Source organism: Nocardia rosealba (assembly GCF_020216065.1).
Taxonomy (GTDB): Bacteria; Actinomycetota; Actinomycetes; order Mycobacteriales; family Mycobacteriaceae; genus Nocardia; species Nocardia rosealba.
On record NZ_JAIWNA010000001.1, the window covers coordinates 1,008,095 to 1,021,388 of the forward strand.

The window sequence follows — 13,294 nt, forward strand, 5'->3', positions numbered from 1 at the left end:
CCGTAGATGTCAATAGGTCTGCGGCGCACCGTGGGGGAGATCACGCTCTAGGCTGCCCACATGGGGCACCTGCCCGGTCCTTTGTACTCGCGTCTCCGGGTTTTCGCAGCGCAACCCGGAGATTTTTTCGAGAGTTCCTTGCTCAGACCGGCTTCGGAGCCACCACATCGAGCACACTCGGCACCGATGTGAAATGCACCATCTTGCGTTTTCCGATGAAGTCGCCATCGATTTGCAGGCCGATCTCACCGGGCGAATCGATGCGAACCGAATCGACATCGTCGATCCGAAACAGTGCGTCCGCCTTAGGGTTTCCATTCTCGCTCAGCAACTGCCGGGCGAGCAACAGGGTGCGCGTCACACTCATCGTCTCCATCGCGAACACCCCGAGTCCCGTTTCGAAGGTCGTACCGGGATTCGTGCGAACCGGACGATCCTCCAGATAGGTCCACGGGCTCGAATTCGTGACGAAGGCGTAATACACCGACTCCACCGGATCGTGTCCCGGAACGGTAACGGTGACGGTCGGTTCATGCCTGCGCGCGCGGAAGAACTGCCGAACCGTCGTCCGCAGATAGCGCGCCGGAGTGGCCTTGCGACCTTTGGCGCGGGCCGCGTCGATCGCCTCGCACACATCCGCGTCGAGGCCCACTCCGGCGCTGAATGTGAACCACCGGTCATCGGCGAGACCGAGCCCGATCCGGCGGTCCGCGTCGCGGCCGAGCAGATCGATGAGCTGGTTGGTAGCTGTCACCGGATCGGGGGAGATGCCGAGGGCGCGGGCGAACACATTGGCCGAGCCGCCGGGGATCACCCCGAGGCGGGGCCGCCACACCTGATCGTCTTCCACCTGAGGCAGGGGCAGGAAGCCGTTGATGGTCTCGTTGACCGTCCCATCGCCACCGTGCACGACGATCAGGTCCATCTCCTGGGTCGATGCCCACTGCGCCAGTTCGGCCGCGTGACCGCGATGCTGGGTGTGCGCAACGGTCAGCTGCGTCCGGCTCTCCAGGGCATGCGCGAGCAGGTCCCTGGTCGCCGGCGTGGTCGAGGTGGCATTCGGATTAACGATGAGCAGCGTCCGCACTGGGTCGAGGGTAATGCGAGTGCCCGGATGCCGGTTCCCGCCCGGCCGACGGCACCCGACGACGCGTCGTCGTAGGCTTGGCGCCGTGACGGAGCACGACATGACCACAGGCGACCAGCACGACGACGGCGCGCAGGCCGAGAGCGGTATCCCGACGACGGTGCGGGTGGCCGGTGCGATCGTCACCCTCGAGGGGCTGGCCGGTGTCGGCACGGCGGTCGTGCTGATCGTGCGGGCGCTGACCGGCCACGATCAGTCGGTGGCCAGCGGTGTCGGCACGGCCATGTGGTTCATCGCGCTGTTCGGCGGCGTGCTCGCGGCCGGGATCGCGCTGCTGCGCGGCAAGCGCTGGGGCCGGGCCATCGCGGTCATCGCGCAGATCCTGTTGCTGCCGGTCGCCTGGTCGTTGCTGACCGACTCGCATCAGCCGCTGTACGGCACCCTGCTCGCCGTCGTCGCCCTCGGCGGCCTGGCCGCCCTGTTCGCACCCGCGTCGAGCCGGTGGATGGCGCAGGACTACGGCGAGCTGCCCGAAGAGCGTTAGCCGGTCTTCGCGCGCAGCGCCTGGCGGCACAGGTGGTCGGCGGCGCGAGTCGTTTCCGGTTGCCGGTAATTCTTCGTGAGCGCGAGCACTTGAGCGCAGGCGGTGTCGAGGTCGACGAGATGACCCACCGAGACGAACAGTGGTTTCACACCGTCCCTGGTACGCAGTGCGCGGCCGACGATCTCGCCGTCGATCGTCACCGCACTGCTGTCACCGCGTCGCGGCCCGGGTTCGCCGTATTCGCCCCACACCGATTTGGCGACACCGATCGTCGGAATTCCCGTCAGCAATCCGACATGACAGGCGAGGCCGAATCGGCGCGGATGTGCCCGGCCCTGCGCATCACACACGATCAGATCCGGTGTGCGCGTGAGTTTTTCGAGTGCGGCGACGGTGGCGGGAAGTTCCCGGAAAGCGAGCAGGCCCGGCACGTAGGGAAATGTCGAAACACCGTATGCCACCGCCGTTTCCACGGTCTCCAGGGTTTGCGCGTCGAGAATTACCGCCGCAGTGGCAACGGTGCCGTCCTCGGCGTAGGCGGAATCGATTCCGGCCACTGTCGAGAATTGCGGTGGCACAGGGTTTTCGGCGCGAACCAGCGGGCGTAGCCGATCTTGCAGTGCGACGGCGTCCTCGGGTGTGGCAGGCCAATCGTGCGGTAGAGCTATGCGCATCCGATATCACCGCACCGACGCGGCGAGCGCGGACAGTTCCTTTCCCGCGAGCCGATACCCGATCCATTCGTCTTGCGCTGTGGCACCGAGGGATCGGTAGAACTCGATCGACGGCGTGTTCCAGGTGAGCACCGACCACGCCACCCGGCTGTAACCGTGCGTGACCGCCTCGGCGGCCAAAGCCGCGACCAGGGCGCGGCCGAGCCCCGTGCCGCGCGCTTCGGGACGCACGTAGAGGTCCTCGAGGTAGATGCCGTGCACGCCGTCCCAGGTGGAGTAGTTCAGGAACCAGATCGCGCACCCGACCACCTCGCCGTCGTGCTCGGCGACGTGGGCGAACACGGCGGGCGACGGCCCGAACAGGGCCGCGCTCAGCTGCGCTTCGGTGAGTGTGCACGCCTGGGGAGCCTTCTCGTACTCGGCGAGATCGTGCACGAGCCCGACCATCGCGGGCACGTCGGTTGCGGTGGCGCGACGCACGCTCAACGGAGGTCTCCTTCGGTGCGGTGAGTCAGGTTGTGGGCCCAGATCGTATGCGCCCCATGGTCGTAACCGAGAACGCTCACCGCGCCGGTAGACATCGCGAACCGTCGCCCCTCGCGCACCGCGAACTCGCCCCAGCGGGCGATCAGCACGCGGGAGAAGTGTCCGTGCCCCACCAGCACCACATCGCGGTCGGCCAGGACCGGCTCGGCGCGGTCGAGGACGTGGTCGGCGCGGGCGCTCACCTGCTCGGCCGTCTCACCGCCGGGCACCGGGTGGGTCCACACGGTCCAGCCGGGGACGGTTTCGCGGATCTCGGCGGTGGTGATGCCCTCGTAGTCGCCGTAATCCCATTCCACCAGTTCGTCGTCGACGTGGATATCGGCGAGCCCGGCGAGTTCGGCGGTCTGGCGCGCACGCCGGCGCGGGCTGGTGAAGACGAGCGGATCACGCAGGTCGAGGGACTTCACGACCAGCCCGGCCGCGCGGGCCTGCGCCTCGCCGAGTTCGGTCAACGGCAGATCGGTGTGGCTGGTGTGCTTCCGTTGCGCGGACCACGTGGTTTCACCGTGGCGGAGCAGGACCAAACGGGCGTCGGATGCGGACATGGCTCCATCATGACAGCCCGGCGGGCTCAGCCGAGTGCGTAGAGCCTGCCACCGCGTCGTTCGAAGACGGTGTCGCCGAGCACCGCCGTGCTGATCGGGTCGCCGCGGTAATCGCTGCGCTGCACCGCGATCCGGGCAACGGTCGTTCCGGTGGCGAAATCCACCGCGAGCATGCCGTCGGTGACGGGGACCAGCAGTCTGCCCGCCATCGACGCCGGGGTACCGAGCGCGTCGCGCACCGTCCAGGTGGGCTGTAATGTGGCGGCACTCAAGGCGATCAAGGTCTTGCCGGTGAACACGTAGATCGCCGAGCCGAGCCGGGTCACGGTGATGCGGTCGGTCCACGGTTCGGCCAGCGCGGCGGAGGACACCTCGTTGCCGGTGCCGTCGTGCACGGCGATGCGGGCCGGTTGCGCGAGACCTGTCGCGGTGGCCGGAGTCGGCGGATAGTAGACGGCGATCTTGGCATCCGACACCGCGATCACCCGCACCTCGGCGGAGTCGGCACCGGGTGCGGTGAGCAGGCGCGAGCCGTGCTCCTCGGGCGCGGTGGCCTCCTTCGGCGACGGGGCGAGCACCGTCAGCCGGGCGCCCGGATCGTCCGGGCACCGTTCGATCACCGCCAGCCGCGACGAACTCGACGCGGCAGACCGGAGCTCACATCCGTTGCGCGGCTGGGTATTCGGGTTCACGGGCGCGTCCACGTAGCCGTACTCGAGCGTGCGGACCAGATCCGAACGCCACATCTCCAGCCGGTCGGTACCGAGGGCGAGCAGATAGGTGCCGTCGCCGGAAATCCGGATCGCGTCGTCCATGTAGCTGCTGCGAGCGATGCTGCGGGCGCCGGTGTCCGCGTCGAGCATGGTGGTCTGGCTGCAACCACGCTGATCGCGGTAGGTCGCGATCACCGACCCCCACTGCGCCTCCACCCCGCACAGCGGCATGTCCCGCCGGTACCACCACCGCTGCTCACCGGTCACCGGATCGCGACCGCTCACCGTGCCTTCGTCGCCGGTGACAACCACATTCCCGGCGACGAGCGCCCGCGAACTCGCCGAGTCCGCCGCGTGCCACCGTTCGCGCAGCGTGCCCGGCAACTGCGTCGCGGCCACCACGGTCGGTGCGGGGGAGTCTGCGGTGACGGAATCGGTGCCGGTGGCGTCGGCACGCGCCCAGACGATGGCCGCCGCGACCAGGCAGACAACGGCGATCGTTACGGCGGCGATGACATCGGCACGGGTACGCCGCTCCGGAACAACCACGCCAGCGACCCTAGCTCATCCGCCTCCCCGGGGATTTGGGCCAGGCTCAGGTGCGGTGAACTTTGCGTCGGCGGCCAGACGAATTCGGTGTGTCGCGGTAGCCCGTACCCGGTGAGTTACCCATGTGCTGGACTGCTGCTCCGGGGATTTCGGCCAGATTCAGGTGCGGTGAGGGTTGCGTCGGCGGCCAGACGGGGTAGCGGGTCACCCTAGCCCGTCCCCGGTGAGTTACCCATGTGCTTGCCTGCTGAAGGTAGTGGGCACTTATGCCGGGTCAGTACGCGAACGGCCCGCCATCTGGTGATGACGGGCCGTTTCGGGTGGTGCTGGGTGCGGTCAGGCGTCGACGGTTACCTGAGTATCGGCGGTGGTGTCCGCGGGCTTGCGACGGCGGCGGCGGCGAGCGGGCTTGGGCTCGGCGTCGGAATCGGTCGCCTCGGCGGGGGTCGAATCGGCCGCAGCCGACTCGGTGGTGGCCGATTCGGTCGGTGTCGACTCGGTGGGCGCCGAATCAGTGGCCGACTCGGTGGTCGCGTCGGTGCCCTCGGCGGGCTTGCGGCGGCGACGGCGGCGGCGGGCGGGCTTGTCGCCTTCGGCGGTGTCGCCGGCCTCCGACGATTCCTCGGTGCTGGTCTCCGAAGCGGTCGTCTCGGCGGACTCGGCCTTGCCGCCACGGGTGCGGCGACGGCTGCGCGTGGTCTTGGGGCGCTCGGTGCGCTCCACGACGACCGCGTCCTCGTCGCGCTCCGGCTTCGGCTTGCGGACCACACCGGTGATGCCCTCGGGGATGCCGAGGTCGGAATACAGGTGCGGCGAGCGCGAGTACGTCTCGGCGGGGTCGGCCATGTTCAGGCCGAGCGCCTTGTTGATCGACTCCCAGCGGTGCAGCTCGTCCCAGTCGATCAGGGTGATCGCCACGCCGGTGCGACCCGCGCGACCGGTGCGCCCGATGCGGTGGACGTAGGTCTTCTCGTCCTCGGGGCACTGGTAGTTGATGACGTGGGTGACGTCGTCGATGTCGATACCGCGCGCGGCGACATCGGTGGCGACCAGCACATCGATGGTGCCGTTGCGGAACTTGTTGAGCGCCTTCTCCCGGGCCACCTGGTTCAGGTCGCCGTGCACGGCGCCGACAGCGAACCCGCGCTCGGCCAGATCGTCGGCCACCTTCTGCGCGGTGCGCTTGGTGCGGGTGAAGATCATCGTCGCGCCACGGGACTCGGCCTGCAGCACGCGGGCGACCAGTTCGGCCTTGTCCATCGCGTGCGCGCGGTAGACGAACTGCTTGGTGCGGTCGTGCACCGCGGAATCGTTGGCCAGTTCGGCGCGGATGTGCGTCGGCTTGGTCAGGAAGGTGCGGGCGAGAGTGATGATCGGCCCGGGCATGGTCGCCGAGAACAGCATCGTCTGACGCTTGTCGGGCACCATCGTGAGGATGCGCTCGATATCGGGCAGGAAGCCCAGGTCGAGCATCTCGTCGGCCTCGTCGAGGACGAGCACGCCGATCTTGCCGAGGATCAGATGGTTCTGGTTCGCCAGGTCCAGTAGTCGACCGGGGGTGCCGACGACCACGTCGACGCCCTTGTTCAGGTCGGCGATCTGGGAGTCGTAGGGGCGGCCACCGTAGATGGCGGCGACCTTAAGCGGGCCCTGGTGGTTGGTCAGGTACTTGCTCGCGTTCTCCAGGTCCTTGGTCACCTGGATGCACAGTTCGCGCGTGGGCACGATGACCAGCGCGCGCGGCGTGCCGTCCAGCGGGGTGGTCCCGGTGTCGGCGGTCGCGATGCGGTGCAGCAACGGCACACCGAAACCGAAGGTTTTACCCATACCGGTGCGGGCCTGGCCGATGAGATCCTCGCCGGCCAGTGCCAGCGGCAGGGTGAGTTCCTGGATCGCGAAGGTGCGTTCGATACCGATCTCGCCGAGTGCGCGCACAATTTCGGAGCGCACCCCCAATTCGGCGAAACTCGGCGGCGTGTGGGTGTCGTCCAGTTCGGCCGTCAGCAGGGTGTCGGCCACACCGGGTTCCTGTTCGACAGTGATCTTGCTCAGGGTTCGTGCCTTCCTCGTCATTGCATCTCGCACGCACGAGGTGGGGCGGGCCGGTCGGCCCGCGACGACCACATATCCGCCTGTGATACTCGCCGGGCCAGCGCCGATCGCGTCTGCGTCATCGGCGCGGCACATCGGTGATACGGATTCGGTGCGCGCACATTTTCCTGGTCAACGCTGCCGGGTGGCGCTGTGCGCCGTGGTGTGACGCGCCCGCGAAGTGTGCCGGGGCTACGAAACTAGCGTTGTCCACAGTGATTGTAGCGTGATATTCTGCGCAATCCGAATTTCACGCCGTTCGGGTGTCGTACGAAAAACGAAATCGCCGCCGGTCACACCCGCATACACGGTGCGTCGCAGTGCAATTCACCGTTTCCGGTTTTCGCGCGTGTCGCGGATGTAATAGAGGTCACTGTAACCGGCGGTACCGGGATGTGAGAGATTTCTTGTCGTGAGCATCACCGACACCGTCACCACCGCCGCGCGTAACGCCTGGGCGCTGAGCTTCGGCGCGGGCATCGAGGCGCCCGACCCCGCGCCCTCGACCGTGCTCTGGGACGAACCGCACCGCTTGCTGCGTCGCTACGGCACCGAAAGCGACTCCGCCACAACCGATTCCGCGGTGCTGCTGATTCCGCCGCTCGCGGCGCCCGCCACCTGTTACGACCTGCGCCCCGACCAGAGCCTGGTTCGCCACCTGGTGTCCACCGGCCGCCCCACCTACCTCATCGATTACGGCGACATCGGCTTCGCCGATCGCCGGATGGGTTTCGAGGACTGGGTCACCGACATCCTGCCCGAGGCGATCCGCCGGGTCAGCGCCGATCGCGGTGGCGCGCCCGTCGACCTCGTCGGCTGGTCGATCGGCGGCATTTTCGCCCTGCTCACCACCGCCGCCAACGCCGATCTGCCGATCCGTTCGGTCACCGGCGTCGGCCCGCCGCTCGATTACGACAAGATGCTCGGCATGCCGCAGGTGCGCGCGGTCGCCCGGATCACCGGCGGCAAGGCGGTCACCAACGTGGTGCGGGCCGTCGGCGGTATCCCCGCGCCGCTGACGAAATTCGCCTACCGGGTGGCGGCGTTCGACCGCGAACTGGCGCGGCCGATGTTCATCGCGGGCAATATCGCGCGCACCGAGACGCTGGCCAGAATGGAATCCATCGATCGGTTCCAGGCCGCCATGCCCGGCTACCCCGGCCGCTTCTACGGGCAGCTGTGGGGCCGGTTCATCCTGGCCAACGACATCGGCAAGGGCCGGGTGCACCTGCGCGACCTCACCATCGACCTCGCCGAGGTGCGGGTGCCGGTACTGCTGTTCGGCGGCACCGCCGACGTCATCACGCCGAAGGCCGCTGTCGAGGCGGGTTTGCGCACGCTCACCGGGTCGCCCTCGGTGACCTACGAGGTCGTTCCGGGCAGCCACCTCGGCATTCTCACCGGACCACAGGCCCGCGACACCACCTGGACGCATCTGGACAAATTCCTGGCCGATCGCGACTGATCCGCGATCGCGACTACGATTGGTGGTCATGGGAGCCCAGACCTCTGCCGCGCCGGAAGTTTTCTCGACCGCACCGCTGTCCGCCGACCACCCGGGGGTGACCGAGCTGTTCGCGGTCCTCGCCTACGGCGAGCTGTCCGCGTTCTATCGGCTCGCCGAGGAAGCCAAGCTCGCGCCGTCGGTGCGCGGGCGGGTGGCGGTGGCCAAGATGGCGGCCGCGGAGCTGGCGCACTTCGAGGCGCTCGAGGCGGCGCTCGGCGCGCGCGGGGTGGACACCGAGCGGGCGATGGACCAGTACCAGGGCGCGCTGGACTCCTACCACGCCTCCACCGACCCGTCGACGTGGCTCGAGTCGATGGTGAAGTTCTACGTAGGTGACGGCCTGGCCGCCGACTTCTACACCGAGATCGCCGGCGCGCTCCCCGCCGAGGTCGCCGATGTGGTGCGCGACGTGCTCGCCGAGACCGGGCACTCGCAGTTCGTGGTCGAGGAGGTCCGCAACGCGGTCACCGCCAGCCGGTCCGAGCGCGATCGACTCACCCTGTGGGGTCGCAGGCTGCTCGGTGAGGCGATCACCCAGGCGCAGTACGTGATGGCTCAGCGCGACGAACTGGCCGAACTGGTGCTGGCCGCCACGGGCGACCTCAACGGCATCGTCTCCCTGTTCGACCGCATGCAGGAGCGCCACGCCGCCCGCATGGCCCAACTAGGGCTCTGACCGCCTCCCCGCGACTTTTGGCCAGACTCAGGTGCGGGGGGAGTTGTGGAGGCGGCAAGCTTTCCGGACGTGGCTGGGTTAGCCCGTACCCGGTGAGTTACCCATGTGCTCACCTGCCTCTCCGCGACCTTGGCCAGACTCGGGCGCGGGGAGACCTGGGGACGCGGCGAGCTTGTGGGAAGTGGCTGGGTTAGCTCGTGCCCCGGTGAGTTACCCATGTTCTTGCCGGATCTGTCAGCCGTTTGCTGCTTGGGGGTGGATCAGGCGTAGTTCCGGTGCGCGGGCGGCGGTTTCGCGGGGGAGCCAGATGACGATCTGCTGATCGTTCTCGGCGGACAGTGTCTGCACGGTGAAGGTGAGGGTGCCTCGGGTGGGGTGTTCGAGGCCGAGCAGGCTCGGTAGGTTCTCGGCGAGGCGGTGTGGTTGCCAGCGGCGGGCGAATTCCGGTTCGGTGGTGAGGAATTCGATGGTGGAGGCGATGCTCTCGTCTTCGGGGCGGCGCAGTCTCGTGCGGGCCAGCTGATCGGCGAGGAGGTCGGCGTATTGCGGCCAGTCGGTGATGGTGGTGCGCGCCAGTGGATGTCGGAACGCCCAGACGGCCAGGTTCACTTGCTCGGGATCGTCGAGCAGGCCGAGCGGGGCGACGAGGTCCTCCCAGGAGTCGTTCCACGCGAGCACATTCGCGCGCGGGCCCAGGGCGAAGGCGGGGGTGGGGGTGAGGGCGTCGAGCACGGCGGTGAGCGCGGGCGGCACCTGATCGAGCTTCGGGTCGAAAGCCGTACTGGGGCAGCGCGCTTCCTTGCTGGTGGTCAGTGCCAGCCAGCCGAAATGGGCGCGTTCGGTGTCGTTGAAGCGCAAGGCGGTGGCCAGGGCGTCGACCACGGCTGGGGAGGGATTGCTGTCGCGGCCCTGTTCGAGCCGGGCCAGGTAGTCCGCGCTCACGCCTGCCAGCACCGCGACCTCCTCGCGGCGCAGTCCCGGTGTGCGCCGACGACCGCCGCCGGGCAGGCCAACGTCTTCGGGGCGCAGTTCCGCGCGCCGGGCGATGAGCAGTTCGGCGAAGGTCGAGCGGGCTCCAAGCTGGTCGGGCATTGCTCCATCCTCCCTGGTCCTGGCTCCGACAGCCTGGCCCTGACAGGTCCAGGATAACGGCGGTCTGGTTAACGGACCACGGTCCGGTCAGGCTGGACGCATGACTTCTTCGACACAGACACAGCAGCTGAAGGCCGGATCCTGGACGCTGGACCGCAGCCATTCCTCGGTTTCGTTCACCGTTCGCCACCTCGGCATCGCCAAGGTGCGCGGCGGCTTCACCCGGTTCGAGACCGAGTTCGTGGTCGACGAATCCGGTGCCGCCACCATCGGCGCGACCATCGACCTCGACTCCTTCGACACCGGCAACGCCGACCGCGACGCCCATGTGCGCAACGCCGACTTCCTCGATGTCGCCAACCGTCCGACCCTGAGCTTCCGCGCCACCGAACCGGTCCGCATCGCCGAGACCTTCACCGTCACCGGCGAGGCCACCCTCGGCACCGTCACCAAGCCGCTCACCCTCGAGGTGGAGTGGGGCGGCGTCGGCGACTTCCCCGACGGCTCGCGCCATGCCGGCTTCTCCGCGACCGGTGCCATCAAGCGCACCGATTTCGGTGTCGGCGGCCCCATGCCGGGCATGCTGTCGGACACCGTCAAGATCGAACTCGAGATCGAGCTCGTCGAACCCTGATCCCCGCTCGTTCGCTCACAGCGCAGGCGGGTGTGTCACCGGGGTCGGGTGGCTGCATTAGCCTGAAGAGGACAACACAGGACTCTTACGTTCGGAGGTTGGCCGTGGAGGTCAAGATCGGTATTTCGGATAGCCCTCGGGAGCTCGTCATCAACAGCTCGCAGAGCCCTGACGAGATCGAGGCGCTGGTGACCGATGCCCTCAGCGGCTCCGGTGGCGTCGTCAAGCTCACCGACGACAAGAACCGCAAGTTCCTGATCCAGGCCGCGAAGGTCGCCTACGTGGAGATCGGTTCCCCGGCCGTCGGCCGCGTCGGCTTCGCCACCGTGTAAGACGCGAAACACGAATGGGCCCGCCTTCACACCGAAGGCGGGCCCATTCTTGTCACGGACGAGACAACTGATTTCGTCAGTACATGGGTAACTCACCGGGTACGGGCTGACCCACCCACTTCCAGAGGGCTTGCCGCCTTCGGAAATGCCCACGAACCCGAGTCTGGCCTCAAGACCCGGAGAGGCGGAACGGCACGTGCTTCAGGCCGCCCCAGGCCAGGGCCACGGTGGTGTCGACGGCCTCGTCCTTGGGGACCGGGCGGTCGGCCTCGAGCCAGTAGCGCGCCGAGAACTGGCTCGCCCCCACCAGGCCGACGGCCAGGATGCGCGCCCGGTACGGGTCGAGACCGGAGTCGTGGGCGACCAGGTCGAACACCGCGTCGACGCAGGCTTCGGTGGCCTGTTCGACCCGGCGCTGCACCTGCGGTTCGCTGGTGAGGTCGGATTCGAAGACGAGGCGGAAACCCTGCATCTCGTTGTCGACGAAGTCGAAGTAGGCGGCGACGGCGGCGCGCACACGCTGCTTGTTGTCGGTGGTGGAGCGCAGCGCCTGACGCACGCTCGACACCAGGATGTCCACATAATTCTGCAGCACCGCCAGATACAGTTCCAGCTTGCTCGCGAAGTGCTGGTAGAGCACCGGCTTGCTGACACCGGCCACCTGCGAGATCTCGTCCATGCCCGCGGCGTGGTAACCACGCTGGACGAATACCTCGCTCGCCGCGAGCAGCAGTTGCTGACGCCGCTCATCACGAGGCAGGCGGGTGCCGCGCTTTGCCGGGACCGTCTCCGGCACCGATCGGCGCGAGGTCATGCGGTCCACGAGGTCAGTCATCTCGGCTCTCTTTGTCGACTACACCAGGCAGGCGAATGTGCGCCCGATGTCCCACGAACGATACTCGCACAGTGTTCCCCCGGAGTATCGCCTACGGAAATGTAGTACCAGGCGGGAACGTTCGCCGGGCCGTAACCGGCGGATCTTCCCCGGCCACCCGCGTCACCGATTTGGCCACTGTGAGAATCTGGTGTGGTGACCGACCGCCCGGAACGACCATCCGGCGGCGGGCGCGATGTCGCTCGCCCCACGCAAACCACCGAGTCCGGTTCAGTGACTTCGGAGTCAGAAGGGCGGGAACTGCAGGTCTACGACCCCCTCGGGCTGTACCAACCGGCCGACCGATCGCGTCAGCCCCTCCGCGCACGCTGGGATCCCGCCGAAGCCGACACCGGCAGGCCGCGCAGCCCACAGCGCGACGCCAAGAAGCAGAGCGCCCTCGGCCGCTTCGTGTCCACCTACGGGTGGCGGGCCTACGCGCTGCCGGTGTTGCTGGCGGTGACGGCGTTCGTGATCTTCGACGCGCTGCGCGTGGCCAAGCAGCCCGCCCCGGTGGACCCGGGGTTCGGGGCATTGAGCCCGAACGTCGCCCAGTCCGGCATCATCGGCGCACCGCCCGGCGACGGAAAGTTCCCCGCCGATCTGCCGCTCGGCGCGCTCCCCGAGGGCGGCGCGTTCGTCGAGCGCGGCGCGGGCACCTGGCATGTGGTGCCGGGTGCGGGCCCACAGGTCGGGGCGGGCACCGAGCGGGTGTTCCGCTACACCGTCGAGGTGGAAGACGGCATCGACACCTCGGCCTACGGTGGTGACGTGGCCGTGGCCAAGATGGTGGAGACCACCCTGGCCAACCCCAAGAGCTGGACCAAGGACCCCAAGTTCGGGTTCCAGCGCATCGACGTCGGCGAACCCGACTTCCGGCTCTCCCTCACCTCCCGCGAAAGCACCCGCGCCGCTTGTGGATTCGAGATCCCCATCGACTCGTCGTGTTACAACGCGAGCATCGACCGGGTGGTGCTGTCGGAGGCCCGCTGGGTGCGCGGCGCGCTCGCCTTCGACGGCGACATCGGTTCCTACCGGCAATACCTCGTCAACCACGAGGTCGGCCACGCCATCGGCTACCACGGCCACCAGCCGTGCGAGACCGAGGGCGGCCTGGCGCCGATCATGATGCAGCAGACCTTCGGCACCAAGAACAACGACATCGCCCTGCTCGACCCGCACGGTGTGGTCCCGCCCGACGGCAAGACCTGCCGCTTCAATCCCTGGCCGTACCCGCGCGGCTGAGAACTCCGCCGGTGCGAGACCATGGGCGGGAAGAACAGTACGGCGGTCAGTGTTGTAGATACACACGGCCATCGGTTTGCGGCCGCCTTGATCTGGACTGACCAGAGGGTGCGACGAAGGAGTGCCCGACGGGAGGGAAGATCAAGGGAACAGGCCGCAAACCCGCGGCGCCAGCCGCCAAAGAA

14 protein-coding genes are annotated in these 13,294 nt (G+C 68.0%); 6 read left to right on the forward strand and 8 right to left on the reverse strand.

The genetic code is table 11. From position 1 onward, the window contains the following. Nucleotides 1–142: 142 nt before the first annotated feature. A complete protein-coding gene (locus LDL21_RS04595) occupies nt 143–1,087 on the reverse strand; it encodes a diacylglycerol/lipid kinase family protein (protein WP_225278910.1) in 945 nt (314 codons plus the stop codon). A 100-nt stretch (nt 1,088–1,187) separates the two neighbouring features. Here LDL21_RS04595 and LDL21_RS04600 point away from each other — a divergent pair, with 100 nt between their 5' ends. Continuing rightward, nucleotides 1,188–1,631 (forward strand): hypothetical protein, encoded by a 444-nt coding sequence (locus LDL21_RS04600; RefSeq protein WP_225278911.1) that lies wholly within the window; start codon nt 1,188–1,190, stop codon nt 1,629–1,631. On the opposite strand, the gene LDL21_RS04605 is transcribed toward LDL21_RS04600, so the two are convergent. The 5 genes from LDL21_RS04605 to LDL21_RS04625 form a co-directional block, all read right to left on the reverse strand. Next, nucleotides 1,628–2,305: an endonuclease V gene (locus LDL21_RS04605; RefSeq protein WP_225278912.1), complete on the reverse strand. Its 678-nt coding sequence runs from the start codon at nt 2,303–2,305 to the stop codon at nt 1,628–1,630. The two genes, LDL21_RS04600 and LDL21_RS04605, sit on opposite strands and share 4 nt — an antisense overlap. Before the next feature lie 6 nt (nt 2,306–2,311). Next, nucleotides 2,312–2,752, reverse strand: a complete 441-nt coding sequence (locus tag LDL21_RS04610) for a GNAT family N-acetyltransferase (protein ID WP_225279234.1) — start codon at nt 2,750–2,752, stop codon at nt 2,312–2,314. 35 nt (nt 2,753–2,787) lie between these two features. Then, nucleotides 2,788–3,396, reverse strand: a complete 609-nt coding sequence (locus tag LDL21_RS04615; protein WP_181699535.1) for an acid phosphatase — start codon at nt 3,394–3,396, stop codon at nt 2,788–2,790. 26 nt (nt 3,397–3,422) lie between these two features. Further along, nucleotides 3,423–4,658 (reverse strand): Rv3212 family protein, encoded by a 1,236-nt coding sequence (locus LDL21_RS04620; RefSeq protein ID WP_225278913.1) that lies wholly within the window; start codon nt 4,656–4,658, stop codon nt 3,423–3,425. A gap of 336 nt (nt 4,659–4,994) precedes the next feature. After that, nucleotides 4,995–6,731: a DEAD/DEAH box helicase gene (locus LDL21_RS04625; RefSeq protein WP_225278914.1), complete on the reverse strand. Its 1,737-nt coding sequence runs from the start codon at nt 6,729–6,731 to the stop codon at nt 4,995–4,997. 430 nt (nt 6,732–7,161) lie between these two features. Here LDL21_RS04625 and LDL21_RS04630 point away from each other — a divergent pair, with 430 nt between their 5' ends. Further along, the gene (locus LDL21_RS04630; RefSeq protein ID WP_181699539.1) at nt 7,162–8,214 is read left to right on the forward strand and encodes an alpha/beta fold hydrolase; all 1,053 of its coding nucleotides are present in this window, start codon (nt 7,162–7,164) and stop codon (nt 8,212–8,214) included. Between the two features lie 28 nt (nt 8,215–8,242). Then, nucleotides 8,243–8,932, forward strand: coding sequence for a ferritin-like fold-containing protein (locus LDL21_RS04635; RefSeq protein WP_181699541.1), 690 nt, complete (start codon nt 8,243–8,245; stop codon nt 8,930–8,932). Nucleotides 8,933–9,166: 234 nt separating this feature from the next. Here LDL21_RS04635 and LDL21_RS04640 read toward each other — a convergent pair whose 3' ends face one another. Beyond that, nucleotides 9,167–10,024 (reverse strand): helix-turn-helix transcriptional regulator, encoded by an 858-nt coding sequence (locus tag LDL21_RS04640; RefSeq protein ID WP_225278915.1) that lies wholly within the window; start codon nt 10,022–10,024, stop codon nt 9,167–9,169. Between the two features lie 100 nt (nt 10,025–10,124). On the opposite strand from LDL21_RS04640, the gene LDL21_RS04645 reads away from it, so the two are divergent. Together LDL21_RS04645 and LDL21_RS04650 are read left to right on the forward strand one after the other, a co-directional pair. Beyond that, nucleotides 10,125–10,658 carry a YceI family protein gene (locus tag LDL21_RS04645; protein ID WP_181699545.1) on the forward strand — a complete coding sequence of 178 codons (534 nt, stop codon included), beginning with the start codon at nt 10,125–10,127 and terminating at the stop codon, nt 10,656–10,658. 104 nt (nt 10,659–10,762) lie between these two features. Then, on the forward strand, nt 10,763–10,990 hold the full coding sequence (locus LDL21_RS04650) for a DUF3107 domain-containing protein (RefSeq protein ID WP_067491482.1): 228 nt from the start codon (nt 10,763–10,765) through the stop codon (nt 10,988–10,990). 169 nt (nt 10,991–11,159) lie between these two features. On the opposite strand, the gene fasR is transcribed toward LDL21_RS04650, so the two are convergent. After that, the gene (fasR, locus tag LDL21_RS04655; RefSeq protein ID WP_067985004.1) at nt 11,160–11,825 is read right to left on the reverse strand and encodes an HTH-type transcriptional activator FasR; all 666 of its coding nucleotides are present in this window, start codon (nt 11,823–11,825) and stop codon (nt 11,160–11,162) included. Nucleotides 11,826–12,098: 273 nt separating this feature from the next. Here fasR and LDL21_RS04660 point away from each other — a divergent pair, with 273 nt between their 5' ends. Then, on the forward strand, nt 12,099–13,109 hold the full coding sequence (locus tag LDL21_RS04660; RefSeq protein WP_372462134.1) for a DUF3152 domain-containing protein: 1,011 nt from the start codon (nt 12,099–12,101) through the stop codon (nt 13,107–13,109). Nucleotides 13,110–13,294 lie beyond the last annotated feature (185 nt).

What these genes read in the sequence shown, in the direction of transcription:
- LDL21_RS04600 (WP_225278911.1), top strand. Translation starts at nt 1,188, where the DNA reads ATGACCACAGGCGACCAGCACGACGACGGCGCGCAGGCCGAGAGCGGT.
- LDL21_RS04605 (WP_225278912.1), bottom strand. Translation starts at nt 2,305, where the DNA reads ATGCGCATAGCTCTACCGCACGATTGGCCTGCCACACCCGAGGACGCC.
- LDL21_RS04610 (WP_225279234.1), bottom strand. Translation starts at nt 2,752, where the DNA reads ATGGTCGGGCTCGTGCACGATCTCGCCGAGTACGAGAAGGCTCCCCAG.
- LDL21_RS04615 (WP_181699535.1), bottom strand. Translation starts at nt 3,396, where the DNA reads ATGTCCGCATCCGACGCCCGTTTGGTCCTGCTCCGCCACGGTGAAACC.
- LDL21_RS04625 (WP_225278914.1), bottom strand. Translation starts at nt 6,731, where the DNA reads ATGACGAGGAAGGCACGAACCCTGAGCAAGATCACTGTCGAACAGGAA.
- LDL21_RS04635 (WP_181699541.1), top strand. Translation starts at nt 8,243, where the DNA reads ATGGGAGCCCAGACCTCTGCCGCGCCGGAAGTTTTCTCGACCGCACCG.
- LDL21_RS04640 (WP_225278915.1), bottom strand. Translation starts at nt 10,024, where the DNA reads ATGCCCGACCAGCTTGGAGCCCGCTCGACCTTCGCCGAACTGCTCATC.
- LDL21_RS04645 (WP_181699545.1), top strand. Translation starts at nt 10,125, where the DNA reads ATGACTTCTTCGACACAGACACAGCAGCTGAAGGCCGGATCCTGGACG.
- fasR (WP_067985004.1), bottom strand. Translation starts at nt 11,825, where the DNA reads ATGACTGACCTCGTGGACCGCATGACCTCGCGCCGATCGGTGCCGGAG.